Below are 22,100 nucleotides of genomic sequence, written 5' to 3'. Positions count from 1 at the left end.
AAATTGACGCGCGTAGAAAACGCGTCAAGATCAGCGCGTAAAGATCAGCGCGTCAGCCATCGGCGGACCGCCCGGTCTCTCTTCCCGCCCCTCACACCTCACCGGAGGCTCTCCGTGCCCAGCAGTCGACGCCGCACCACCCGCAGGCCGGCCGTCACCCTCGGCACTCTCGTCACCGCCGCCCTCGCGGCCGGGCTGCTCACCGCGCCCGCCGCGAGCGCCGACGGCGGCGTCCGCATCCACGACGTCCAGGGCACCACGCGCCTCTCCCCGTACGCGGGCAAGCAGGTGTCCGACGTGCCGGGCGTGGTGACCGCCGTCCGCGGCTTCGGCTCCGCCCGCGGCTTCTGGTTCCAGGACACCGACCCGGACAAGGACGCGGCCACCAGCGAGGCCCTCTTCGTCTTCACCGGCTCCACCGCCCCCGACGTGAAGCCGGGCGACGCGGTGCTGGTCTCCGGCACGGTCAAGGAGTACTACCCCGGCGGCGAGAAGGCCGGGCTCCAGTCGGTCACCCAGCTGACCGGCGCGCGGTGGACCGTGCGCTCCTCGGGCAACGCGCTGCCCGCCGCGGTCGAGCTCAACGCCCGGACGCTGCCCGCCCGTTACGCGCCCGACGCGCACGGCGGCTCGGTCGAGGGGCTCCCGCTGCGGCCCGGCCGTTACGCCCTGGACCGCTTCGAGTCGCTGGAGGGCATGCGGGTCTCGGTCCGCAACGCGCCGGTCACCCAGGCGACCAGCGAGTACCACGACCTGTGGGTCACCGCCGACCGCCGCCACGGCCGCACCGCGCGCGGCGGCGTCGTCTACGGTTCGTACGCCGACCCCAACGCGGCCCGGGTCAAGGTGGCTTCGCTCGTCCCGTTCGCGCAGCGCCCCTTCCCGGTCGCCGACGTCGGTGACGAGCTGACCGGCGTCACCGCGGGCCCGCTGGACTACGACAACCACGGCGGTTACACGCTCCAGGCCACCGAGCTGGGCAGGCTCACCGACCGGGGGCTGAAGCGGGAGACCACGCGCAAGCAGCGCAGCGGCGAACTGGCCGTCGCCACGTACAACGTCGAGAACCTCTCCCCCAAGACCCCGCAGGAGAAGTTCGACCGGCTGGCCTCGGCCCTGGTCACCAACCTCGCCTCGCCCGACGTCGTCGCCCTGGAGGAGGTGCAGGACGACAACGGGACGGGGAACGACGGGACGGTCGACGCCAGCGTCACGCTGAAGAAGCTCACCGACGCGATCCGCGCGGCGGGCGGCCCGGCCTACCGGTGGCGGCAGATCAACCCGGTGGACGGCCAGGACGGCGGCCAGCCCGGCGGCAACATACGCACCGCCTTCCTCTTCAACCCGGCCCGCGTCTCCTTCACCGACACGGCGGGCGGCGACTCCACCACGCCGGTCGAGGTCGTCCGCGACGGCGGAAAGGCCGCGCTCTCCGCCTCGCCCGGCCGGATCGACCCGGCGAACGAGGCGTGGAAGAACAGCCGCAAGCCGCTGGCGGGCCAGTTCACCTTCCGGGGCGAGCGGGTCTTCGTCATCGTCAACCACTTCAACTCCAAGGGCGGCGACCAGGGCCTGGACAGCCGCTTCCAGGCGCCGGCCCGCACCTCCGAGGTGCAGCGCGGACAGCAGGCGAAGATCGTCAACACCTTCGTCAAGCGGCTCCTCGCGGCCGACCGGAAGGCCAACGTGATCGTCGCGGGCGACCTCAACGACTACCAGTTCTCCCCCGCGCTCTCCGCGCTCACCGCGGGCCGGGTGCTGACCGACCAGGTGGACCTGCTGCCCGTGCAGGAACGGTACGGCTATGTCTTCCAGGGCAACTCCCAGGTCCTGGACCACATCCTGACCAGCCCGGCCATGAACGGCCGGAAGCGGACGGACTACGACATCGTCCACATCAACGCCGAGTTCGCGGACCAGGCGAGCGACCACGACCCGCAGGTGCTGCGCTGGAAGCCGTGACGGATTAAGCGCTGCTTCATCCTTGAAGTAGAACAATTCCATGGACCTGTACGGTCGTTGGGCCGGAGAATCGGGGCGTTCCCCTCCCCCGTCCCCCGGAGAGTGCCGCGATGACGCCTCCCACCAGCCCCTTCGGCCGTACGGTCTGCGCGATGGTGACCCCCTTCACCGACGACGGCGGGCTCGACCTCGACGCCGCCCGGCGCCTCGCCGACCGCCTCGTCGGCGAGGGCCGCTGCGACGGCCTGGTGCTGAGCGGCACCACCGGGGAGTCGCCGACCACCACCGACGCGGAGAAGAGCGCCCTGATCCGGGCCGTGGCCGAGGCCGTCGCCGGCCGCGCCCGGATCACGGCGGGCGTCGGCACCAACGACACCCGGCACACGGTCGAACTCGCCCGCGCCGCCGAGGCCGCCGGGGCGGACGGGGTGCTGGTCGTCACCCCGTACTACAGCCGCCCGCCGCAGGACGCCGTCGCCGCGCACTTCCGGACGGTCGCCGACGCCGTCGGCGTGCCGGTGATGCTCTACGACATCCCCGGCCGGACGGGCACCCGCATCGAGCCGGACACCATGCTCCGGCTGGCCGAGCACCCGCGCGTGGCCGGTGTGAAGGACTGTGCCTACGACCTCCTCGGCAGCGCGAAGGTCATCGCGGAGACGGAACTGGCGTACTACTCCGGCTCGGAGGAGCTCAACCTGCCGCTGCGCTCGGTCGGCGCGGTGGGGTACGTCAGCACGGTCGCCAACGTGGCCGGGCCGCTGCTGGCGGCGGCCCTCGACGCGTTCGACGCGGGGACGCCACAGGAGGCGGCGCGGCTGCACCGACGGGCGCTGCCCCTGGTGGAGTTGATGATGGCGTCCGGCCTGCCGGGGACGGTGACGGCGAAGGGACTGCTGGGGGCGCTGGGGCTGCCGGGCGGCGGGGCCGTACGGGCGCCGTTGCGGGAGGCGGGGACCGACCGCGTGGCGGAGCTGCTGAAGACATACGAGCGGGTGACCGGGCACGCGCCTCTCCCTGCGCCCGCGCCTCACCCGTCGTAGGCACCACACCCGACGCCGCGCCACACTCGCCGCCACGCCACCACTCGCCGTAAGCACCACACTCGTCGCAGGCGCCTCACTTGGCGTCACCGGCGCCACATCTTGGCGTCGCAGGCGCCTCACTCCTCGTGCCGCGGCACGAACTTCGCCAACTGCCCCTCGAACCAGTCCAGTCGCGCCTGCAGCAGCGACGCCTCGGCCATCAGCTCCGGCAGGGTCCGGTCCGGCACGGCTCCGCTCCGCTCGGCCGTGACCTTCACGCCGTCCCCCACCAGCCGCTCGAACTCCTCCAGCGTCACTCCCACACCGCCCAGCGCGCACCCGCCGCAGTCCGGCGCGACCACGCGCCAGCCCGGCCGCCCCCACCCGGCGTCCGCGAGGCGGACCGCGTCGCGCCCGCAGGCGCAGGAGCCGATCCGGACGGCGCGCACCCGCTGGCGCGCGTAGCGCATGCCGCGCTCGTAGCGGATGTACGAGCCGAGGACGCCGACCTCCAGGACGACGGCCCGGCGGTGCTGCCCGGCGCAGGTCAGGGCGAGCGCGTCGGCGAGGGAGTGCAGGCAGTGGAAGCCGCAGTCGCAGCGGCGGGCCGGAGGCCGGTGCCGGCGCCCGTAGACGCAGCGGGCGTCGTCCAGGGCGCCGTAGGGCGCGCCGCCGCCGAGGGAGACCCCGGTGAATCCGGCCCCGGTGGCGTCCCGGGAGAGCACCGGATAGGCGATCTTGTAGCCGGTGGGCGGCTCGGCGGGGCGCTCCTGCGGGAGCCGGAGCCTCATCGCCCGGCCGGGACGGCTTCTTCGGCGGCGGGGGCCTCCGCGGCGGCCTCCACGGCCCGGAGGACCTCGGGGGCCTCGGGGACCTCGAAGACCTCCCCGGCCTCCTCCGCGAAGCCGACGGCCAGCGGTTTGCCCAGCTTCATGACGCCTCCCATGGGTTCGCTTCCCGTGGACCGAACGGCACCCATGGTGGCGCAGCACGTCCGGGACACGCCAGAGCGGCCGCACCGCGGTCCCCCGCCGTACGGCCGCTCGTCGAACAGGCGACGCGCGTACGTCAGTTGTGGCTGTGCAGCGCCTCGTTGAGGCCGCCCCAGGTGGCCTTGTACGGGCGGGCCTCGACGGCGCCCGTGGTGGAGTTGCGGCGGAAGAGGATGTTGTCGGCGCCGGAGAGCTCCAGGGCCTTGACGACCTCGCCGTCGGGCAGGGTGACGCGGGTGCCGGCGGTCACGTAGAGGCCGGCCTCGACGACGCACTCGTCGCCGAGGGCGATGCCGATGCCGGACTCGGCGCCGAGCAGGCAGTTCCTGCCGACGGAGATGATCTGCTTGCCGCCGCCGGAGAGCGTGCCCATGGTGGACGCGCCGCCGCCGATGTCGCTGCCGTCGCCGACGACGACGCCCGCGCTGATGCGGCCCTCGACCATGGAGGTGCCCAGCGTGCCGGCGTTGAAGTTGACGAAGCCCTCGTGCATGACGGTGGTGCCCGCGCCCAGGTGGGCGCCGAGGCGGACGCGGTCGGCGTCGCCGATGCGGACGCCGGAGGGGGCGACGTAGTCGGTCATGCGCGGGAACTTGTCGATGCTGGTGACCGACAGGTGCAGGCCCTCGGCACGGGCGTTCAGCCGCGCCTGCTCGACCTGGTCGACGGCGACGGGGCCGAGCGAGGTCCAGGCGACGTTGGCGAGCAGGCCGAAGATGCCGTCCAGGTTCTGGCCGTGCGGCTTGACCAGGCGGTGGGAGAGCAGGTGCAGGCGCAGGTAGGCGTCGTGCGCGTCGAGCGGCTTGTCGTCGAGCGAGGCGATGACCGTGCGGACGGCGACGACCTCGACGCCCCGGCGCGGGTCCGGGCCGACGGCCTTGAGGGCGCCCTCGCCCAGCAGCTCGGCGGCGGCGTCGGCGGTCAGCCGCTCGGTGCCGGCCGGGCCGGGCTCGTCGGTGAGGCCGGGGGCCGGGAACCAGGTGTCGAGGACGGTCCCGTCGGCGGCGATCGTGGCGAGGCCGGCGGCGACGGCGCCGGTGGTGCGGGGGGCAGCAGCTTCGGTCATGTCCGAAAACCTAACCGGACGGGGCCGCTCAAGGCGAACTGGCGATCAGGGGCCGGCAGTGATCCTGGAAACGGCGGCCCGCACCGCGTCGCGGTCGAAGGGACGGTCGCTGAGCAGGTACTGGAGCAGCAGCCCGTCGATCAGGGCCACGGCGGCCCGGGCGGTGGCCTCGTCCGGGGTGCGGCGGCGGGTGATCGCCACCATCTCCTCGACGCACTCGGCGACGACGGGACGCAGGGCGGGGCGGCGCAGGCCGGCCGCGTAGAGCTCGTACTCCAGCTCCAGCCGGGCGCGGTCGCCGGTCAGCGACTCCTCGGCCATCCGCGTCAGGAATCCGGCGAGCGGAAGGTCGTCCGGGAGGCCCCGCTCCCACTCCGACATGACGTCCAGCCACCCCCGCGCGGTCCGGCGCAGCGCCTCGACCAGCAGGTCGTCGAGGGTCTTGAAGTGGTACGTCGTGGAGCCGAGCGGGACGTCCGCCTCGGCCGCGGCGGAGCGGTGGCTGAGCGCGCCGATGCCGCGTCCGGCGACGACGCGGATCGCGGCGTCCACGATGCGGTCGCGGCGGCCGGGGTCGTGGCGGCGGGGCATCAGTGGGACGCTCCGCCCAGGTTGAGGACCACGACGCCGGCGACGATCAGCAGGATGCCGCCGATCCGGGCCGCGTTGACGGCCTCGCCGAGGAAGAGCATGCCGATCGCGGCGACGACGGCGGTGCCCGCGCCGGACCAGATCGCGTAGGCGGTGCCGACGTTCATGCTCTTGAGCGTCTGGGCGAGCAGGACGAAGGCCAGCAGGTAGCCCACGGCGGTCCCGGCCGAGGGCCAGAGCCGGCTGAAGCCCTCGCTGTACTTCATGCAGGTCGTGGCCATGATCTCGGAGGCGATCGCCCCGGCCAGGGTCAGGTACACCATACGTACAAGCGTACACAACGATATGTACGGCCGTACGCATCGCCGTCCCGGGGAGGCGGACGCACCGCCGTCAAGGAGGCTCGCGGCCGTGCCCGCCAGTCGGCCCAGCCCCGATCGCGGGCCGGTGCGCGAGGCCCTATCCAAAGGACATGACACGGCACCCAAGGGACGTGACACGGCCCCGCTTCCGATTCGCCGCCCTGTTGCTCGCCGCCCTCGCCCTCGCCGCCGCTCCCCCGGACCCCGGCCCCACGCAGTCGTCCCCCGCGCCGCTGCGCAAGACGTCCGGCACGGCGGTGGCGGCCCACTACATCGTGGCGCTGCGCAAGGGCGCGAGCCCGCGCGCGCTCACCGCCCGGCTGGGCGTGACGCCGGACGTCGTCTACCGGCACGCCTTCCTCGGCTTCGCCGCGACGCTCAGCCCCGACCAGCTGGAGGCCGTGCGCCGGGCGCCGGACGTGGAGTCCGTCGAGGAGGACTCGGTCTTCCACGCGTCGGCGCTCCGCGCTCCCGCCACCCCCTGGGGCCTGGACCGCATCGACCAGCGACAGCCGCCGCTCGACGGGCAGTTCCATGTGAACGGCACCGGCGAGGGGGTCACGGCCTACGTCGTGGACACCGGGATCGACTACACGCACGCGGAGTTCGGCGGCCGCGCCAGGAAGGGCACCGACCTGGTGAACCCCAACGGCGACGGCTCCGACTGCCCCACCGGCTCGGGCCACGGCACCCATGTCTCGGGCATCATCGGCGGCGCGGACCACGGGGTGGCCCGGAAGGTGACGCTGGTCAGCGTCCGCGTCCTGGACTGCGAGGGCTCGACCTCCGCCTCCCGCTTCATCCAGGGCCTCGACTGGGTCGCGCGGAACGCCGCCCCCGCCTCCGTCCTCAACGCCTCCTTGAACGGCCCCAAGTCGGAGGCCACGGACACCGCCGTCGCCAACATCGCCGCCAAGGGCGTCCCCCCGGTCGTCTCGGCCGGCAACGCCGAGCACGGCGCGGCCCCGACGGACGCCTGCGCCAACTCGCCGGCCGGCGCCCCGGGGGCGATCGCGGTCGGATCGACCGACCGGAACGACCACATGTCCGCCTTCAGCGACTGGGGCACCTGCGTACGCCTCCTCGCGCCCGGTGAGGACATCACCTCCGCCCGCACCGGCGGCGGGACGCTGCCGATGAGCGGCACCTCGCAGGCGGCCCCGCACGTGGCGGGCGTCGCCGCGCTCCACAAGGCGACCCACCCCGACGAGGATGTGGCCAAGTGGCTGACCGACCAGGCGACGCCGAACGTCGTGGAGAGGGTACGGAGCACCACGCCCAACAGACTCCTGTACACGGGCGGTTTGTGAATCCATCGTTCCGTTTTGCTTGACCAAACCAATACTTGCTCGGCCGAGCAAACCGCTCCTACGCTTTGCTCATGCGAGCAAAAAGCAGCGAAGCCAAGCAGGAATCGCCACCGGACCGGACGTTCATCGAGGCGGCCCGGCGGGCGCAGATCGTCGCCGCCGCGATCGAGGTGATCGCCGAAGTCGGCTACGCCAAGGCCACGTTCACGAGGATCGCGCGCCGGGCCGGGCTGAGCAGCACCGGGATGATCTCGTACCACTTCTCCGGCAAGGACGACCTCATGCGGGAGGTCGTCGCCGAGGTGATGCGGGTCGCCGACGGCTACATGCGCCCCCGGATCGAGGCCGAGGCGACGGCCTCGGGGCGGCTGCGCGCCCACATCGAGTCCAACCTGGCGCTGCTGGCGGAGTTTCCCCGGCACCTGCCCGCGATGGTGGAGGTGCTCTCGAACATCCGGGAGGACACCCCCTCGATGCGCGAGTTCGCCGCCGCGATGGAGGACATGAACCACAGCCTCGTCGAGCGCATCCGCCTGGCCCAGGAGGCCGGGGAGTTCCGCGAGTTCAACCCCGAGACGCTGGTCCACGCCCTCCGCGGCTCCATCGACTCCCTGGTCCAGCGCGCCGCCCGGGACCCCCGCTTCGACGCCGCCGCCCACGGCCGCGAGCTCGCCGAGTTCTTCGAGCGCGCGACGAGGAGGACGCCGTGACCGCCCAGCTCGTGGCGCCGCCCGGCGGGCGGCGGCAGGCCGCCGCCGTCCGCCGGCACCTGGCGCTGCAGCTCTTCTTCGAACTCGCCCTCCCGCTCGGCGGGTTCTACGGCCTCCAGGCCCTGGGCGCCGGCCAGTGGCTCGCCCTGCTCGCCGGCAGCCTGCTGGCCGTGCCGTGGATCGTCCACGGCATGGCCAAGCGGCGCAGGGTCGAGGCGATGGCCGTGTTCACCCTCGTCCTGATGACCGCCGGGGCCGTGATGACCCTGGTCACCGGCGACGCCCGCGTCCTGCTCATCAGGGACAGCTGGGTCTTCGGCCTGATCGGTCTGTGGATCCTCGGCACGCTGCCGACCCGCCGGCCGTTCGTCCTGGCCATGTCCCGGGCGGTGGTCACGGCACGGGTCGGCGAGGAGGGCTGGCGCACATGGCTGTCCCAGTGGGACGGGAACGCGGTGTTCCGGCGGCGCCTGCGGGTGCTGACCGCCGTGTGGGGCGCGGGCTTCACGCTCGACGCGGGGGTCCGGGTGGTCCTGGCCATGACCCTGCCCGTCGGCTCGGTGCCCCTGGTGAGTACGGTGCAGTGGCTGGTCGTCCTCGCCGGCCTGATCACGTTCCACAAGCGCTACGTCACCCGCCACGGACTGAAGGCGTGATCCCATGACGGACCCCGATGTGATCGTCGTCGGCGCCGGACCCACCGGGCTGACCCTCGCCAACGAACTCGGCCTGGCCGGCGTCCGCACCGTCGTCGTGGAGCGGACCCGCGAACGCGGCGGCCAGTCGCGGGCGTTGAACCTCCAGCCGCGCACCGCGGAGATGCTCGACCTGCGGGGCTGGCTGGAGCCGGTCGCCGACCGCGCCCTCGCCACGCTGCCCCGGGGCCACTTCGCCGGCATCCCGCTGGACTACGGCGTCTTCGACACCCGCTTCCCCTACCAGGTGGGCATCCCCCAGGCCCGCGTCGAGCGGTTCCTGGAGGACCACCTGGCCGAGTACGGCATCCCGGTCCTGCGCGGCCACGAACTGACCGGCCTCGCGCAGGACGCCGACGGGGTCACCGCGACGCTCACCGGCCCGGACGGCGAACACACCCTGCGCGCCGCCTACTTGGCCGGCGCGGACGGCGGACGCAGCCGGGTGCGCAAGGAGCTGGGCGTCGGCTTCCCCGGGCGGGACGGGCGGGTGTCCCTGGCCGTCGCCGACGTCGAGCTGGCGGACGACCCGGCGCTGCCCGCCGAGTGGCGGCTGCCCTCGTTCGACATGGAGCAGGACCCGACGGCGTTCCTGACCCCGCTGGGCGACGGCGTCTACCGCTACATCTTCCTCAGACCGGACCAGGAGTCCCCCGACGCCCCGGTGAACGAGGCCGAGGTCCGGGCGGCGCTGGGCTCCGGCCCCGGCTTCCGCCCCCGGGTGCGGGCCGTGCGCTGGGCCTCCCGCTTCACGGACGCCTCCCGGCAGGCCGAGTCGTACGTCAACGGCCGGGTGCTGCTGGCCGGCGACGCGGCCCACGTCCACCTCCCGGCGGGCGGCCAGGGCCTCAACCTCGGGGTCCAGGACGCGTTCAACCTGGGCTGGAAGCTGGCGGCGACGGTACGGGGGTCCGCGCCGCCCGGGCTGCTCGGCACGTACCACTCCGAGCGGCACCCGGTCGGGGCGGCGGTCCTGGAGAACACCCGGGCCCAGGGCTTGCTGGCGGTCCCCGACACCGACGCCCGCGCCGTCCGCGCCGTGATCACCACGCTCCTCTCCACCCCCGAGGGCAACCGCCGCATCGCCGGCATGATCTCCGGCCTCGACATCCGCTACCCCATGCCCGACGCCCCCGATCACCTCTTGGTGGGCAGCCGCCTGCCGAACCTCCGACTGCCGGAGGGAAGGGGACTGTTCACGGGCCCTGAAGCCGAGCCGGTACGACGGTGGTCGGACCGGGTGGACTGGACGCCGGGGCGGGAGCGGATGCTGGTGCGCCCGGACGGCTACGTGTGCTGGGCGGGCGAGGAGGGGACGGACGAACTGGAGGCGGCGCTGGAACGGTGGTTCGGGGCAGCGGGAGAACGACAACGGGACGGAGCCCAGAAATGACCGGGTCCGGGGCTCAGCACCGAAACGCTGAACACCGTGTGCCTGCGTTTTGTCACGAAATCCTATGCAAATGAGCATGAAAGAGCAGTTCCTGCCACTGCGAACATTCTGATGCTCGGCCGTAAATCCAACACGGTAGGGTGCGGAGCCATGAAGCTCAGGTACCAGTTCCGGCTGTACCCGAGCGCCGGTCAACAGCGGGATCTCGCCAAGGCGTTCGGGTGCACACGTGTTGTGTGGAACGACGCGCTGCGCCTGTGCCGTAACGCATACGGGGAGGGCGCTGCCCGGCCAAAGGCATCCGAGCTGTCCAAGCGGGTAATCACCCAGGCGAAGCTGACGCCGGAGCGAGCGTGGCTGGGCGAGGTGTCCGCCGTGGTGCTTCAGCAGTCCCTGCGGGACCTGGAAAGGGCCTACAGCAACTTCTTCGCCTCGCAGAAGGGCCTGCGCACGGGACCCAAGATAGGGCCACCGAAGTTCAAGAAGAAGAGCGGGTGTCAAGCGGTCCGCTTCACCGCCAACGCGCGTTTCGCCATCACCGAGGGCGGGAAGCTCCGCCTGCCGAAAATCGGGGACGTAAGAGTCCGCTGGTCCCGCCAACTCCCGGCCAAACCATCGTCCGTGACCGTGATCAAAGACCCGTCCGGGCCGGTACTTTGCCAGCTTCGTCGTCGAGGCGGAGCCAAAGCCACTGCCCGAACTCGACCTGGACGACACCGAAACCGGCATCGACCTCGGCCTGACCACCTATGCGGTGCTGCGCGGCCGGAAGATCTCCACCCCCAGGTTCCTGCGCCGCGCGGAGAAGAGACTCCGCCGCGCGCAGCGCAAATTGTCTCGCTGCAGGAAAGGAAGCAACAACCGGCGCAAAGCCAGGCTCGCCGTTGCCAGGATTCATGCCCGCGTCGCCGATCAGCGCCGCGACTTCATCGACCAGCACACCACCGCCATCACGCGCGAGAGCCAAGCCGTGTACGTGGAGGACCTGAACGTGAAGGGCATGGGCAACCGACGCGGCAGGCAAGGCAAGAGCATCCATGATCAATCCTTCGGTAAGTTCACCCGCACCCTGCAAGCCAAATGTGCACGGTACGGGCGGACCTTCGTCAAGATCGACCGTTGGTTCCCCTCCACTCAGCTGTGCTCCCACTGCGGAGCCCTCGAAGGACCCAAGGGCCGGGCCGGACTGCGGATACGTATCTGGACCTGCTCCTGCGGAACCACCCACGACCGGGACGAGAACGCCGAGATCAACATACGCGCCGCTGGACGGAAACTCGCTGTTGAGACGCGGCGGGAGGCGGAGCGTCAAAACGCCTGCGGAGGCCGTGTCAGACTCCCCACGCGGGAGCGGTGGCCATTGAAACAGGAACCCACCCCAGAGCCCCACCGAAACAACGGCGGAGCTGGAGGGAATCGCCAGGCCTCAGCCAGGTGAGGACGTCAAGCCAACTACTACGTGGCCAACGGCGCCATCGTGGTGCCGCCCGTTCGGCGACCGGCGGGCCGACGAACGGGCGGTCTCGATCCTGCGGGACCTCCACCCCGGCCGGGAGATCAGGACCGTGGAGATCCACGACCTGGCCGAGGGCGGCGGCGGCATCCACTGCGCGACGCAACAGCAGCCCGCCACCCGGACGTTGCCGGGCGACGGGCTGCTGGAGACCTGGGCGATCAGACGTTGAAGCCGAGGGCGCGGAGCTGCTCCCGCCCATCGTCAGTGATCTTGTCGGGGCCCCACGGCGGCATCCAGACCCAGTTGATCCGGAGCTCGTTGACGATGCCGTCGGTCGCGGACTTCGCCTGGTCCTCGATGACGTCGGTCAGCGGGCAGGCCGCGGACGTCAGCGTCATGTCGAGGGTGGCGATGTTGGCGTCGTCGATGTGGATGCCGTAGATCAGGCCGAGGTTGACGACGTCGATGCCCAGCTCGGGGTCGACCACGTCGTAGAGGGCCTCGCGGACCTCCTCCTCCGTGGCCGGCTTGGTGGTCACTTCGTCGCTCATGCGGTCTTCCTTTCCGCGCTGTCGCCCAGGGCCTGGGCAGTCGCGTCCTTCCACGCCATCCAGCTCAGGAGGGCGCACTTCACCCGCGCGGGGTACTTGGAGACGCCGGCGAACGCGACCGCGTCCTCCAGCACTTCCTCCATCGCGTCGTCGGGCTCGATACGGCCCTTGGACTGCATCAGCTCCAGGAAGGTCTCCTGGATCCGCTGCGCGTCGCCGAGCTCCTTGCCGACCAGCAGCTCGTTCAGCACCGAGGCGCTGGCCTGGCTGATGGAGCAGCCCTGGCCCTCGTACGAGACGTCTTCGACCGTCTCGCCGGAGAGCCGGACGCGCAGGGTGATCTCGTCGCCGCACGTCGGGTTGACGTGGTGCACCTCGGCGTCGCCGGGACGCAAGCCCCGCCCGTGCGGGTGCTTGTAGTGGTCCAGGATGACGTCCTGGTACATCGAATCAAGCTTCACAGTCCGCTGCCCATCTGCCCAATCTGCCCATCAGCCGAAGAAGTTCCGAACGTGCTCCAGGCCCTCGACCAGCGCGTCGACCTCACCGGGGGTGGAGTACAGGTAGAACGACGCCCGCGTGGTCGCCGGAATTCCGTACCGCAGGCAGACCGGGCGCGCACAGTGGTGGCCGACCCGGACGGCGATGCCCTGCTCGTCGAGGACCTGGCCCACGTCGTGCGGGTGGATGTCGCCGAGCGTGAAGGAGATCGCGGCGCCGCGGTCCTCGGCCGTGGTGGGGCCGATCAGCCGGAGGTCGGGGACCTCCTGGAGCCGCTGGATCGCGTACTGGGTGAGCGCGTGCTCGTGCCGGGCGATCTTCTCCATGCCGATCGAGGTGAGGTAGTCCACGGCCGCGCCGAGGCCGACGGCCTGGGCGATCGGGGGCGTACCGGCCTCGAACTTGTGCGGCGCGGGAGCGTAGGTCGAGGAGTGCATCGAGACGGTCTCGATCATCTCGCCGCCGCCGAGGAACGGCGGCAGGTCCTCCAGGAGCTCCTGGCGGCCCCACAGGACGCCGATGCCGTCCGGGCCGCACATCTTGTGGCCGGTGAAGGCCACGAAGTCGGCCTGGAGCGACTGGACGTCCAGTGGCATGTGCGGCGCGGCCTGCGAGGCGTCGATGACGACCAGCGCACCGACCTCCTGGGCGCGCCGGACGATGGCCTCGACCGGGTTGACCGTGCCCAGGATGTTGGAGACCAGCACGAACGAGACGACCTTGGTCTTCTCGGTGATGATCCGGTCGATGTCGGAGAGGTCGAGCCGGCCGTCGTCGGTCAGCCCGAACCACTTCAGCTTCGCGCCGGTGCGCTGCGAGAGCAGCTGCCACGGCACGATGTTGGAGTGGTGCTCCATCTCCGTGATGACGATCTCGGTGTCGTGGTCCACCCGGTAGGGCTCGTCGGCCAGGCCGAGCATGTTCGCCACGAGGTTGAGCGACTCCGAGGCGTTCTTGGTGAATATCACCTCGTCGCGGCTGGGCGCGTTGATGAACGCCGCGATCTTGTCGCGCGCGCCCTCGTACAGCGCCGTCGCCTCCTCGGCGAGGACGTGCACGCCGCGGTGGACGTTGGCGTTGTGCCGCTCGTAGTACTCGGCGATCACGTCGAGCACCTGGCGCGGCTTCTGGGAGGTCGCCGCGTTGTCCAGGTAGACCAGCTTCTTCCCGTCGTGGACGACGCGGTCCAGGATCGGGAAGTCCTTGCGGATTGCCTCGGTGTCCAGCAACCCCGGGATATGGGTCACGCGGTTACGCCTCCCTTCGTCACGTACGCCTCGTAGCCCTCTTCCTCCAGCTTGTCGGCGAGCTCGGCGCCACCGGACTCGGCGATGCGGCCGTTGGCGAAGACGTGCACGAAGTCCGGCTTGATGTACCGGAGGATGCGGGTGTAGTGCGTGATGAGCAGGGTGCCGACCTCTCCGGTCTCGCGGACGCGGTTGACGCCCTCGGAAACGATGCGCAGGGCGTCGACGTCCAGACCGGAGTCCGTCTCGTCGAGGATGGCGATCTTCGGCTTGAGGAGCTCCAGCTGGAGGATCTCGTGGCGCTTCTTCTCACCGCCGGAGAAGCCCTCGTTGACGTTGCGCTCGGCGAAGGAGGAGTCCATGTGGAGCCGCTCCATGGACTCCTTGACCTCCTTGACCCAGGTGCGCAGCTTGGGGGCCTCGCCGCGGATGGCGGTGGCGGAGGTGCGCAGGAAGTTGGAGACCGAGACGCCGGGGACCTCGACCGGGTACTGCATGGCCAGGAAGACGCCGGCGCGGGCGCGCTCGTCGACGGACATCTCCAGGACGTCCTCACCGTCGAGGGTGACGGTGCCGCCGGTGATCGTGTACTTGGGGTGGCCGGCCAGGGAGTAGGCCAAGGTGGACTTGCCGGAGCCGTTGGGACCCATGATGGCGTGGGTCTCGCCCTGCTTCACGGTCAGGTCGACGCCGCGCAGGATCTCCTTGGTGCCGTTCTCGACCTCGACGGAGACGTGCAGGTCGCGGATTTCAAGCGTTGCCATGGGGAACTCAGGACTCCTGGGTGATGGAGACGAGCACGGACGCGTCCGGGCCGTCTCCTTCGATCTTGACGGGGTAAACGGGGACCGGTCGGGTGGCGGGGAGCCCCGACGGCTTTCCGGTGCGCAGGTCGAACGTGGAGCCGTGCAGCCAGCACTCGATGGCGCAGTCCTCCACCTCGCCCTCGGAGAGCGAGACGTTCGCGTGCGAGCAGATGTCGTAAATGGCGAAGACCTCGCCCCCGGTGCGGACGACCGAGACCGGGGTGCCCTCGATCTCCACCCGCTTCGGGGTGTCCTCCTCGAGCTCGCCGAGCGCGGCCACGCGTACGTAGGTCATCCCACCGACGCCTTCAGCTCGGCCTCGATCTTGGCGATGAGGCGCTCCTCCAGCTCGGGGATGCCGATCTGCTGGACGAGCTCGGCGAAGAAGCCGCGGACCACCAGACGGCGCGCCTCGTCGGCGGGGATGCCGCGGGCCATCAGGTAGAAGAGCTGCTCGTCGTCGAAGCGGCCGGTCGCGGAGGCGTGGCCGGCGCCGACGATCTCACCGGTCTCGATCTCCAGGTTGGGGACCGAGTCGACGCGGGCGCCGTCGGTGAGCACCAGGTTGCGGTTGAGCTCGTAGGTGTCGGTGCCCTCGGCGGCGGCGCGGATGAGGACGTCGCCGATCCAGACGGCGTGGGCGTCCTTGCCCTGGAGCGCGCCCTTGAAGACCACGTTGCTGCGGCAGTGCGGCGTGTCGTGGTCGACGAAGAGGCGGTGCTCCTGGTGCTGGCCGTTGTCGGTGAAGTAGAGGCCGAAGAGCTCGGCCTCGCCGCCCGGAGCGCCGTAGACGACGCGCGGGTGGAGGCGGACCAGGTCGCCGCCGAAGGTGACGATCACGGACTTGAAGCTCGCGTCGCGGCCGACGAGGGCGGTCTGCTGGGCGGCGTGCACCGCGGTGTCGTCCCAGTCCTGGACGGAGACGACGGTGAGCTTGGCGCCGTCGCCGAGGACGTACTCGACGTTGGCGGCCATGGTGGCGTCACCGGTGTGGTCGATGACGACGATCGCCTCGGAGAAGGCGCCGATCTCGACGAGCGCGTGGGCGTAGGCCACCCCGCCCTCGCCGTGCACCGAGACCCGGACGGGCTCGGTGAGCTGGGTGTCCTTGGGGATCGAGACGACCGTGGCCTTCTCGAAGGAGCTGAACGCCTGGGCGGCGACCCGGTCCACGGGCTTGCCGGCCTTGCCGAGCCGGGAGTCGTCCCGGCCGACGGTCTCCACGGTGACGCCCTCGGGGGCGCTCACCTCGACCTTGACGCCGGCGCCGTCGGCGACCGCCGTGCCGTCGTGCAGGCCGCGGAGGCGCTCCAGCGGGGTGAAGCGCCATTCCTCCTCGCGGCCGTGCGGCACGGGGAAGTCGGCGACGTCGTACGAGGCCGGGGCGCTGACCCGCGCGTCGATGGGCTGCTGGGGCCCGCCCACCTGGATGGCGCCGTCTGTGGTGCTGCCGGCGGGGATGTTGTCAGCCATGGCTGTCGTGGTTTCTCTTCCTGTCCAAAAGGTTCGCTGCGGTCGTCAGGCGGTGGCGGTCAGCCGACGGCGCCTTCCATCTGCAGCTCGATCAGCCGGTTGAGCTCCAGGGCGTACTCCATGGGGAGCTCGCGGGCGATCGGCTCGACGAAGCCGCGCACGATCATCGCCATGGCCTCGTCCTCCGACAGACCGCGGCTCATCAGGTAGAAGAGCTGGTCGTCGCTGACCTTGGAGACGGTCGCCTCGTGGCCCATGGACACGTCGTCCTCGCGGACGTCCACGTAGGGGTAGGTGTCGGAGCGGGAGATGGTGTCCACCAGCAGCGCGTCGCACAGCACGTTGGACTTGGAGCCGTGGGCGCCCTCGCCGATCTCGATCAGACCGCGGTACGAGGTGCGGCCGCCGCCCCGCGCCACCGACTTGGAGACGATGTTGGACGAGGTGTTGGGCGCCATGTGGACCATCTTGGCGCCGGCGTCCTGGTGCTGGCCCTCGCCGGAGAAGGCGATGGACAGGGTCTCGCCCTTGGCGTGCTCGCCCATCAGGTAGACGGCCGGGTACTTCATCGTCACCTTGGAGCCGATGTTGCCGTCGACCCACTCCATGGTCGCGCCCTCGTAGGCGACGGCGCGCTTGGTGACCAGGTTGTAGACGTTGTTCGACCAGTTCTGGATGGTCGTGTACCGGCAGCGGCCGCCCTTCTTGACGATGATCTCCACGACGGCGCTGTGCAGCGAGTCCGAGGAGTAGATCGGGGCGGTGCAGCCCTCGACGTAGTGCACGTAGGCGTTCTCGTCGACGATGATCAGGGTCCGCTCGAACTGACCCATGTTCTCGGTGTTGATGCGGAAGTACGCCTGGAGCGGGATGTCCACGTGGACGCCCGGCGGGACGTAGATGAAGGAGCCGCCGGACCACACGGCGGTGTTCAGCGAGGCGAACTTGTTGTCACCGGTCGGGATGACCGTGCCGAAGTACTCCTGGAAGAGCTCCGGGTGCTCCTTCAGGGCGGTGTCGGTGTCCAGGAAGATGACGCCCTGCTGCTCCAGGTCCTCGCGGATCTGGTGGTAGACGACCTCCGACTCGTACTGGGCGGCGACGCCGGCGACCAGGCGCTGCTTCTCGGCCTCGGGGATGCCCAGCTTGTCGTAGGTGTTCTTGATGTCCTCGGGCAGGTCCTCCCAGGAGGCGGCCTGCTTCTCGGTGGAGCGGACGAAGTACTTGATGTTGTCGAAGTCGATGCCGGTCAGGTCGGAGCCCCAGGTCGGCATGGGCTTCTTGTCGAAGAGCTTCAGGCCCTTGAGACGGAGCTTGAGCATCCACTCGGGCTCGGACTTCTTGGCCGAGATGTCGCGGACGACGTCCTCGGAGAGGCCGCGCTTGGCCGCGGCGCCGGCCGCGTCGGAGTCGGCCCAGCCGTATTCGTACGTGCCCAGGCCCTCGAGCTCAGGGTGGGCAGTCTCCGTGGGGAGAGTCATGCGGGGTTCCTCCCGGCCGTGCTGGTGGATGCGGTGGTCTTGTTGGGAATGAACGTCGTGCACACCCCGTCGCCGTGGGCGATGGTGGCAAGACGTTGCACATGCGTTCCGAGCAGGCGGGAGAAGACTTCGGTCTCCGCCTCGCACAGCTGCGGGAACTGCTCGGCGACGTGGGCGACCGGGCAGTGGTGCTGGCAGAGCTGTTCGCCGACCGGCGCTGTGCGCGCCGTAGCAGCGTACCCGTCCTCGGTCAATGCCCTGGCCAGTACCCGGGTGCGGTCCTCGGGGGCGGCGGCGGCCAGGGCCTCGCGGTACGCCTCGGCCTGCGCGGCCATGCGGGCGCGGGCGAAGGCGGCAACCGCCGCCTCGCCCATCTCCCCGCCGCCGGCGGCCTGGGCGATCCAGCGCAGGGCGTCGCTCGCGAGCTGGTCGTAGGCCTGGTCGAAGGCATCCCGGCCGCAGTCCGTCAGGGCGAAGGCCTTGGCGGGACGGCCGCGCGTCCGGGCTCCGTAGACCCGCTTCTCGCGCGGCTCGACGAGGCCCTCGGCGACCAGGGTGTCCAAGTGGCGGCGGACGGCCGCCTGGGTCAGCTCCAGCCGCAGGGCGACCTCGGCCGCGGTGGACGGGCCGTGGTCGAGGATGGACCTCACCACGCGGGCCCGGGTGCCGCGCTGCTCGTCCTGGACGGGCTGCTCCTCCCGCGGAGCGGGGGTGCGTACGCGTCCGTGCGACCCGGCGGCCTGCTCGGCCGCGGGCCCCTCCGGAGCTTCGCCCGCGTATTTCACAACACCATTGTTGCGTAATTTGCTGAGCCCGGACAAGCCTCGACCGGGCCGCCGGAGGTGGTTTCGATCACTTAGGGTCACCTAACCGGCACGACCTTCCCCGCATCTTCCAGGCACTTTCCCGGCCCCCGGCGGCACGCGCGGGGCCCGCGGCTTCGTAGACTGCCCGGCATGCGCAGCGCCTTCCCGGGGGATCCCCGGACCCCCGGCCACCAGCCGGCGGTCGAGGTCCGCGGCCTCGTCAAGCGGTACGGGAACAAGACCGCCGTGGACGGGCTCGACCTCACCGTGGCGGCCGGCTCCCTCACCGCCGTCCTCGGCCCCAACGGGGCCGGCAAGACCACCACCATCGAGACCTGCGAGGGCTACCGCCGCCCCGACGCGGGCACGGTCCGGGTCCTCGGCCTCGACCCCGTCGCCGACGCCGCGGCCCTGCGCCCCCGCGTCGGCGTGATGCTGCAGAACGGCGGCATCTACGCCGGCGCCCGCGCCGAGGAGATGCTGCGGCACGTCGCCGCCCTGCACGCCCACCCGCTGGACGTGTCCGCCCTGACCGAGCGCCTCGGGCTGGGCGGCTGCGGCCGCACCTCCTACCGCCGGCTCTCCGGCGGGCAGCAGCAGCGCCTCTCGCTGGCCATGGCCGTGGTCGGCCGCCCCGAGCTGGTCTTCCTCGACGAGCCCACGGCCGGCCTCGACCCCCAGGCCCGCCGCGCCACCTGGGACCTGGTGCGCGAGCTGCGCGCGGACGGCGTCACCGTCGTGCTCACCACCCACCACATGGAGGAGGCGGAGGAGCTGGCGGACGACGTCGCCATCATCGACGGCGGCCGTGTGATGGCCCAGGGCAGCCCCGAGGAGCTGTGCAAGGGCGGCGCGGAGAACACCCTGCGCTTCACCGGCCGGGCCGGCCTGGACATCGCCTCGCTCCTCAAGGCCCTGCCCGCCGACACGGCGGCGGTGGAGCTGACGCCCGGCAGCTACCGGGTCAGCGGCGCGGTCGGCCCCCAGCTGCTGGCGACCGTCACCACCTGGTGCGCCCAGCACGGCGTGATGCCGGACCGGATAGCCGTGGAGCGGCACACGCTGGAGGACGTCTTTTTGGAGCTGACCGGCAAGGAGCTGCGTGCGTGATACGGGACACGAGGACAGGCCGGGGGTCCGGGGGTTGTCCCCCGGGAAGGCACAGCTCGGAGCTGACCGGCAAGGAGTTGCGCGCATGACCGCTGTCGACGGGACCGACGGGACTTTCACCCCCCGGCCCGGCGCCGCCCCGCTCCCCCGGATGATCCGGGCGCAGGCCGCGCTGGAGACCCGGATGCTGCTGCGCAACGGCGAACAGCTGCTGCTGACCGTCATCATCCCCACGCTGCTGCTGGTCCTCTTCAGCACCGTGGACATCGTCACCGTGCCCACCGAGGAGACGGGCGGTTCCGGCAAGGCCGTCGACTTCCTCGCCCCCGGCGTCCTGGCGCTGGCCGTGCTGTCCACCGCCTTCACCGGGCAGGCCATCGCCACCGGCTTCGAGCGCCGCTACGGGGTGCTCAAGCGGCTGGGCGCGTCCCCGCTGCCGCGCTGGGCGCTGATGACGGCGAAGACCTGCTCGGTGCTGGTCACCGAGATCCTCCAGGTCGTCCTGCTGACGGCGATCGCCTTCGCGCTCGGCTGGTCGCCGCACGGCAACCCCCTCGCGGTGCTCCTGCTGCTCGTGCTGGGCACGGCGGCGTTCTCCGGGCTGGGACTGCTGATGGCGGGCACGCTCCGGGCGGAGGCCACGCTGGCCGCCGCCAACCTGGTCTTCCTGCTGCTCCTGGTGGGCGGCGGGGTGATCGTGCCGCTGGAGAAGTTCCCGGACGCGGCCCGGTCCGTGCTGGAACTGCTGCCGATCTCGGCGCTGTCCGAGGGCCTGCGGGACGTGCTGCGGGACGGCGCCGGCATGCCCTGGCGGGACCTCGGGATCCTCGCCGTGTGGGCGGTGCTGGGGCTGGGCGCGGCGGGCCGCTTCTTCCGCTGGGAGTAGCGGCCCACGGGCACCCCCTCGTGAATCCGTGCACAAGCGAGTGCTTACGATGACGGGGTGCCGAAATCGATGAACCCCCTCCAGCTCATCGCCGACCGCTGGCAGCCCTCCGCGCAGTTCGTCCGGCGGGCCTCGCTCGCCTGTGTCGTCATGGCCGTGGTCATCGTGGTGACGGGCGGCGCGGTCCGGCTCACCCAGTCCGGGCTGGGCTGCCCGACGTGGCCGACCTGTACCGACGACAGCCTGACGCCGACCCCCGAGATGGGCATCAACGGCGTCATCGAGTTCACCAACCGCATGCTGACGTACGTGCTCTGCGTGTTCGTCGGCGTGGCCATCGTCGTGGCCCGGGCCCGCTCCCCGCGCCGGCGCGACCTGACGCGGCTGGGCTGGGCCCAGTTCTGGATCGTCGCCGGCAACGGCGTGATCGGCGGCATCACCGTTCTGACGGGCCTCAACCCGTACATCGTCGCCGCGCACTTCCTCGCGGCGACCTCGCTGCTGACCGTCGCCGTGATCATGTGGCTGCGGGCCTCCGAGGGCGACGAGGAGCCGCGCGACCTGGTCCCCGCTCCCGTGCGCCAGCTCGGCTGGGTGCTGACCGTGGCGACCGCCCTGCTGATCGTGGCGGGCACGGTGGTCACCGGCTCCGGACAGCACGCGGGCGACGCGTCCAAGGACGTGCACCGGATCCCGCTGAACTACCGCGAGGTGACACAGCTGCACGCGGATTTCGTCTTCCTCGTGCTGGGCCTGACGGTGGCTCTGTGGTTCGTCCTGCGGGCGGTGAAGGCACCGGCGGGAGCGCGGCGGCGGGTGACGGAGCTCTTCGCCATCCTGATGCTGCAGGGCGTCGTCGGGTTCGTGCAGTACTTCAACGACTCGCCCGAGGTGATTGTCGGGGCGCACATGTTCGGCTCGTGCCTGGTGTGGATCGCGGTGCTGAGGATGACGCTGTCGCTGCGGGACCGGGGCGAGTTGGCGTCCGTACCCGCGCAGGCGACCGAGCGCACCGCGGCACCGCTGGCGACGGCGGGCCGATAGGAGTTTGCTCAAACGCCGGACGGGCTGAATCGGTGCGCCGATTCAGCCCGTCCGGCGTTTGAGGACGAACGCGGCGCAGCCGCGTTGCCCCCGCGCGGAGCGCGCGAGAAACGGTGAAAGGGCGGGGCAGGAGCCCCCCACGGCCTCCGGCCGTCAGGCAGCCGCGTTCGCCGGCCCGCCCACCTGCATCCCCGCCATCCGCGCCCACTCATACGGCCCGGTCCGCACCTTCGCCGCCATCTCCCCGTCGAACTCCTCGCGCACGGTCACCCCCGCCAGCTCCAGCGCCCGCTCCGCCGCCGCGTACGAGCGGGCGACCAGGTTGCCCCACTCCCCATTCGCGCCCACCAGCGCGATCCGGGTCCGCCCACGCCCTATGTGGGCGAGCTGCCCCTCCGCACCGCCCCCGTGACCACGCGCGAACGCGCTGATCTGCTTGCCCAGCCGGGCCGCCTCGCGCCGGGCCTTCACGTCCAGTTCCGCCACGTCCAGTTCCGCGTCTGCCATCTCTGCGTCTGCCATGGCCAGGATGCTACCGACGGGTAGCCCATATGACGACGGGCGGGGGGGGGGGGGGGGGTGGGCCCCCCCCCCCCCCCCCCCCCCCCCCCCCCCCCCCCGCCCACCCCCCCC

General features: G+C 71.4%; 25 protein-coding genes and 1 pseudogene. 12 read left to right on the top strand and 14 right to left on the bottom strand.

The window, feature by feature from the left end:
* Positions 1–114 precede the first annotated feature (114 nt).
* Positions 115–1,962 carry an endonuclease/exonuclease/phosphatase family protein gene (locus I5Q34_RS19330; protein WP_199893579.1) on the top strand — a complete coding sequence of 616 codons (1,848 nt, stop codon included), beginning with the start codon at positions 115–117 and terminating at the stop codon, positions 1,960–1,962.
* A 110-nt stretch (positions 1,963–2,072) separates the two neighbouring features.
* A complete protein-coding gene (dapA, locus tag I5Q34_RS19325) occupies positions 2,073–3,005 on the top strand; it encodes a 4-hydroxy-tetrahydrodipicolinate synthase (RefSeq protein ID WP_199893578.1) in 933 nt (310 codons plus the stop codon).
* 119 nt (positions 3,006–3,124) lie between these two features.
* Here the strand turns inward: dapA and I5Q34_RS19320 are convergent, their stop codons facing one another.
* The 5 genes from I5Q34_RS19320 to I5Q34_RS19300 form a co-directional block, all read right to left on the bottom strand.
* Positions 3,125–3,778 carry a hypothetical protein gene (locus tag I5Q34_RS19320; protein ID WP_199893577.1) on the bottom strand — a complete coding sequence of 218 codons (654 nt, stop codon included), beginning with the start codon at positions 3,776–3,778 and terminating at the stop codon, positions 3,125–3,127.
* The gene (locus I5Q34_RS19315) at positions 3,775–3,933 is read right to left on the bottom strand and encodes a hypothetical protein (RefSeq protein WP_199893576.1); all 159 of its coding nucleotides are present in this window, start codon (positions 3,931–3,933) and stop codon (positions 3,775–3,777) included. The genes I5Q34_RS19320 and I5Q34_RS19315 overlap by 4 nt, the downstream gene beginning before the upstream one ends.
* Before the next feature lie 122 nt (positions 3,934–4,055).
* Entirely contained in the window at positions 4,056–5,045 is a 990-nt protein-coding gene (dapD, locus tag I5Q34_RS19310) for a 2,3,4,5-tetrahydropyridine-2,6-dicarboxylate N-succinyltransferase (protein WP_199893575.1), read from the bottom strand.
* A gap of 45 nt (positions 5,046–5,090) precedes the next feature.
* Positions 5,091–5,636: a TetR/AcrR family transcriptional regulator gene (locus I5Q34_RS19305; protein ID WP_199893574.1), complete on the bottom strand. Its 546-nt coding sequence runs from the start codon at positions 5,634–5,636 to the stop codon at positions 5,091–5,093.
* Positions 5,636–5,959: a multidrug efflux SMR transporter gene (locus tag I5Q34_RS19300; RefSeq protein ID WP_199893573.1), complete on the bottom strand. Its 324-nt coding sequence runs from the start codon at positions 5,957–5,959 to the stop codon at positions 5,636–5,638. The genes I5Q34_RS19305 and I5Q34_RS19300 overlap by 1 nt, the downstream gene beginning before the upstream one ends.
* A gap of 149 nt (positions 5,960–6,108) precedes the next feature.
* Between I5Q34_RS19300 and I5Q34_RS19295 the strand changes: the two genes are divergently transcribed.
* From I5Q34_RS19295 to I5Q34_RS35800, 7 genes and pseudogenes are all read left to right on the top strand, one after another.
* Positions 6,109–7,308: a S8 family peptidase gene (locus I5Q34_RS19295; RefSeq protein WP_199893572.1), complete on the top strand. Its 1,200-nt coding sequence runs from the start codon at positions 6,109–6,111 to the stop codon at positions 7,306–7,308.
* A 71-nt stretch (positions 7,309–7,379) separates the two neighbouring features.
* Positions 7,380–8,018 carry a TetR/AcrR family transcriptional regulator gene (locus I5Q34_RS19290; protein WP_199893571.1) on the top strand — a complete coding sequence of 213 codons (639 nt, stop codon included), beginning with the start codon at positions 7,380–7,382 and terminating at the stop codon, positions 8,016–8,018.
* Complete coding sequence (locus I5Q34_RS19285) at positions 8,015–8,674, top strand: VC0807 family protein (protein WP_199893570.1); 660 nt, start codon at positions 8,015–8,017, stop codon at positions 8,672–8,674. The genes I5Q34_RS19290 and I5Q34_RS19285 overlap by 4 nt, the downstream gene beginning before the upstream one ends.
* A 4-nt stretch (positions 8,675–8,678) precedes the next feature.
* Positions 8,679–10,106 (top strand): FAD-dependent monooxygenase, encoded by a 1,428-nt coding sequence (locus I5Q34_RS19280; RefSeq protein WP_199893569.1) that lies wholly within the window; start codon positions 8,679–8,681, stop codon positions 10,104–10,106.
* Positions 10,107–10,217: 111 nt separating this feature from the next.
* Positions 10,218–10,328 (top strand): annotated as a pseudogene (locus I5Q34_RS35805) (helix-turn-helix domain-containing protein); the annotation flags it as partial.
* Positions 10,329–10,797: 469 nt separating this feature from the next.
* Positions 10,798–11,544, top strand: coding sequence for a transposase (locus tag I5Q34_RS34830; protein ID WP_234429250.1), 747 nt, complete (start codon positions 10,798–10,800; stop codon positions 11,542–11,544).
* The gene (locus I5Q34_RS35800; protein WP_199894257.1) at positions 11,513–11,791 is read left to right on the top strand and encodes an agmatine deiminase family protein; all 279 of its coding nucleotides are present in this window, start codon (positions 11,513–11,515) and stop codon (positions 11,789–11,791) included. The genes I5Q34_RS34830 and I5Q34_RS35800 overlap by 32 nt, the downstream gene beginning before the upstream one ends.
* Here I5Q34_RS35800 and I5Q34_RS19265 read toward each other — a convergent pair.
* The 8 genes from I5Q34_RS19265 to I5Q34_RS19230 are packed head-to-tail and all read right to left on the bottom strand — an operon-like array spanning position 11,781 to position 18,406.
* Positions 11,781–12,113 carry a metal-sulfur cluster assembly factor gene (locus I5Q34_RS19265; protein ID WP_199893568.1) on the bottom strand — a complete coding sequence of 111 codons (333 nt, stop codon included), beginning with the start codon at positions 12,111–12,113 and terminating at the stop codon, positions 11,781–11,783. The two genes, I5Q34_RS35800 and I5Q34_RS19265, sit on opposite strands and share 11 nt — an antisense overlap.
* Positions 12,110–12,574, bottom strand: coding sequence for a Fe-S cluster assembly sulfur transfer protein SufU (sufU, locus tag I5Q34_RS19260; protein ID WP_199893567.1), 465 nt, complete (start codon positions 12,572–12,574; stop codon positions 12,110–12,112). Before sufU ends, I5Q34_RS19265 begins: the two co-directional genes overlap by 4 nt.
* 30 nt (positions 12,575–12,604) lie before the next feature.
* Positions 12,605–13,861, bottom strand: coding sequence for a cysteine desulfurase (locus I5Q34_RS19255; RefSeq protein ID WP_199893566.1), 1,257 nt, complete (start codon positions 13,859–13,861; stop codon positions 12,605–12,607).
* A complete protein-coding gene (sufC, locus tag I5Q34_RS19250; protein WP_199893565.1) occupies positions 13,858–14,625 on the bottom strand; it encodes a Fe-S cluster assembly ATPase SufC in 768 nt (255 codons plus the stop codon). Before sufC ends, I5Q34_RS19255 begins: the two co-directional genes overlap by 4 nt.
* A gap of 7 nt (positions 14,626–14,632) precedes the next feature.
* Positions 14,633–14,962, bottom strand: a complete 330-nt coding sequence (locus tag I5Q34_RS19245; protein ID WP_199893564.1) for a non-heme iron oxygenase ferredoxin subunit — start codon at positions 14,960–14,962, stop codon at positions 14,633–14,635.
* Positions 14,959–16,140: a Fe-S cluster assembly protein SufD gene (gene sufD / locus I5Q34_RS19240; protein WP_199893563.1), complete on the bottom strand. Its 1,182-nt coding sequence runs from the start codon at positions 16,138–16,140 to the stop codon at positions 14,959–14,961. The genes I5Q34_RS19245 and sufD overlap by 4 nt, the downstream gene beginning before the upstream one ends.
* 59 nt (positions 16,141–16,199) lie before the next feature.
* Positions 16,200–17,621, bottom strand: coding sequence for a Fe-S cluster assembly protein SufB (gene sufB, locus I5Q34_RS19235; protein WP_199893562.1), 1,422 nt, complete (start codon positions 17,619–17,621; stop codon positions 16,200–16,202).
* Entirely contained in the window at positions 17,618–18,406 is a 789-nt protein-coding gene (locus tag I5Q34_RS19230; RefSeq protein ID WP_199893561.1) for a metalloregulator ArsR/SmtB family transcription factor, read from the bottom strand. Before I5Q34_RS19230 ends, sufB begins: the two co-directional genes overlap by 4 nt.
* Before the next feature lie 171 nt (positions 18,407–18,577).
* On the opposite strand from I5Q34_RS19230, the gene I5Q34_RS19225 reads away from it, so the two are divergent.
* From I5Q34_RS19225 to I5Q34_RS19215, 3 genes are all read left to right on the top strand, one after another.
* Entirely contained in the window at positions 18,578–19,537 is a 960-nt protein-coding gene (locus I5Q34_RS19225) for an ABC transporter ATP-binding protein (protein WP_199893560.1), read from the top strand.
* An 85-nt stretch (positions 19,538–19,622) separates the two neighbouring features.
* A complete protein-coding gene (locus I5Q34_RS19220; protein WP_199893559.1) occupies positions 19,623–20,423 on the top strand; it encodes an ABC transporter permease in 801 nt (266 codons plus the stop codon).
* 57 nt (positions 20,424–20,480) lie between these two features.
* Complete coding sequence (locus I5Q34_RS19215; RefSeq protein ID WP_199893558.1) at positions 20,481–21,467, top strand: heme A synthase; 987 nt, start codon at positions 20,481–20,483, stop codon at positions 21,465–21,467.
* Positions 21,468–21,620: 153 nt separating this feature from the next.
* Here I5Q34_RS19215 and I5Q34_RS19210 read toward each other — a convergent pair whose 3' ends face one another.
* Positions 21,621–21,989, bottom strand: coding sequence for a hypothetical protein (locus I5Q34_RS19210; RefSeq protein ID WP_234429146.1), 369 nt, complete (start codon positions 21,987–21,989; stop codon positions 21,621–21,623).
* Positions 21,990–22,100: the final 111 nt, after the last annotated feature.

The sequence above is a fragment of the Streptomyces sp. AV19 genome (assembly GCF_015999245.1).
Classification (GTDB): Bacteria; Actinomycetota; Actinomycetes; order Streptomycetales; family Streptomycetaceae; genus Streptomyces.
The sequence above is the reverse complement of the archived record's forward strand: the minus strand, read 5'-3'. Positions and strand labels throughout refer to the sequence as shown.

What these genes read in the sequence shown, in the direction of transcription:
- dapA (WP_199893578.1), top strand. Translation starts at nt 2,073, where the DNA reads ATGACGCCTCCCACCAGCCCCTTCGGCCGTACGGTCTGCGCGATGGTG.
- I5Q34_RS19320 (WP_199893577.1), bottom strand. Translation starts at nt 3,778, where the DNA reads ATGAGGCTCCGGCTCCCGCAGGAGCGCCCCGCCGAGCCGCCCACCGGC.
- I5Q34_RS19315 (WP_199893576.1), bottom strand. Translation starts at nt 3,933, where the DNA reads ATGGGAGGCGTCATGAAGCTGGGCAAACCGCTGGCCGTCGGCTTCGCG.
- dapD (WP_199893575.1), bottom strand. Translation starts at nt 5,045, where the DNA reads ATGACCGAAGCTGCTGCCCCCCGCACCACCGGCGCCGTCGCCGCCGGC.
- I5Q34_RS19305 (WP_199893574.1), bottom strand. Translation starts at nt 5,636, where the DNA reads ATGCCCCGCCGCCACGACCCCGGCCGCCGCGACCGCATCGTGGACGCC.
- I5Q34_RS19300 (WP_199893573.1), bottom strand. Translation starts at nt 5,959, where the DNA reads ATGGTGTACCTGACCCTGGCCGGGGCGATCGCCTCCGAGATCATGGCC.
- I5Q34_RS19295 (WP_199893572.1), top strand. Translation starts at nt 6,109, where the DNA reads ATGACACGGCACCCAAGGGACGTGACACGGCCCCGCTTCCGATTCGCC.
- I5Q34_RS19290 (WP_199893571.1), top strand. Translation starts at nt 7,380, where the DNA reads ATGCGAGCAAAAAGCAGCGAAGCCAAGCAGGAATCGCCACCGGACCGG.
- I5Q34_RS19280 (WP_199893569.1), top strand. Translation starts at nt 8,679, where the DNA reads ATGACGGACCCCGATGTGATCGTCGTCGGCGCCGGACCCACCGGGCTG.
- I5Q34_RS19265 (WP_199893568.1), bottom strand. Translation starts at nt 12,113, where the DNA reads ATGAGCGACGAAGTGACCACCAAGCCGGCCACGGAGGAGGAGGTCCGC.
- sufC (WP_199893565.1), bottom strand. Translation starts at nt 14,625, where the DNA reads ATGGCAACGCTTGAAATCCGCGACCTGCACGTCTCCGTCGAGGTCGAG.
- I5Q34_RS19245 (WP_199893564.1), bottom strand. Translation starts at nt 14,962, where the DNA reads ATGACCTACGTACGCGTGGCCGCGCTCGGCGAGCTCGAGGAGGACACC.
- sufD (WP_199893563.1), bottom strand. Translation starts at nt 16,140, where the DNA reads ATGGCTGACAACATCCCCGCCGGCAGCACCACAGACGGCGCCATCCAG.
- sufB (WP_199893562.1), bottom strand. Translation starts at nt 17,621, where the DNA reads ATGACTCTCCCCACGGAGACTGCCCACCCTGAGCTCGAGGGCCTGGGC.
- I5Q34_RS19225 (WP_199893560.1), top strand. Translation starts at nt 18,578, where the DNA reads ATGCGCAGCGCCTTCCCGGGGGATCCCCGGACCCCCGGCCACCAGCCG.
- I5Q34_RS19220 (WP_199893559.1), top strand. Translation starts at nt 19,623, where the DNA reads ATGACCGCTGTCGACGGGACCGACGGGACTTTCACCCCCCGGCCCGGC.
- I5Q34_RS19210 (WP_234429146.1), bottom strand. Translation starts at nt 21,989, where the DNA reads ATGGCAGACGCAGAGATGGCAGACGCGGAACTGGACGTGGCGGAACTG.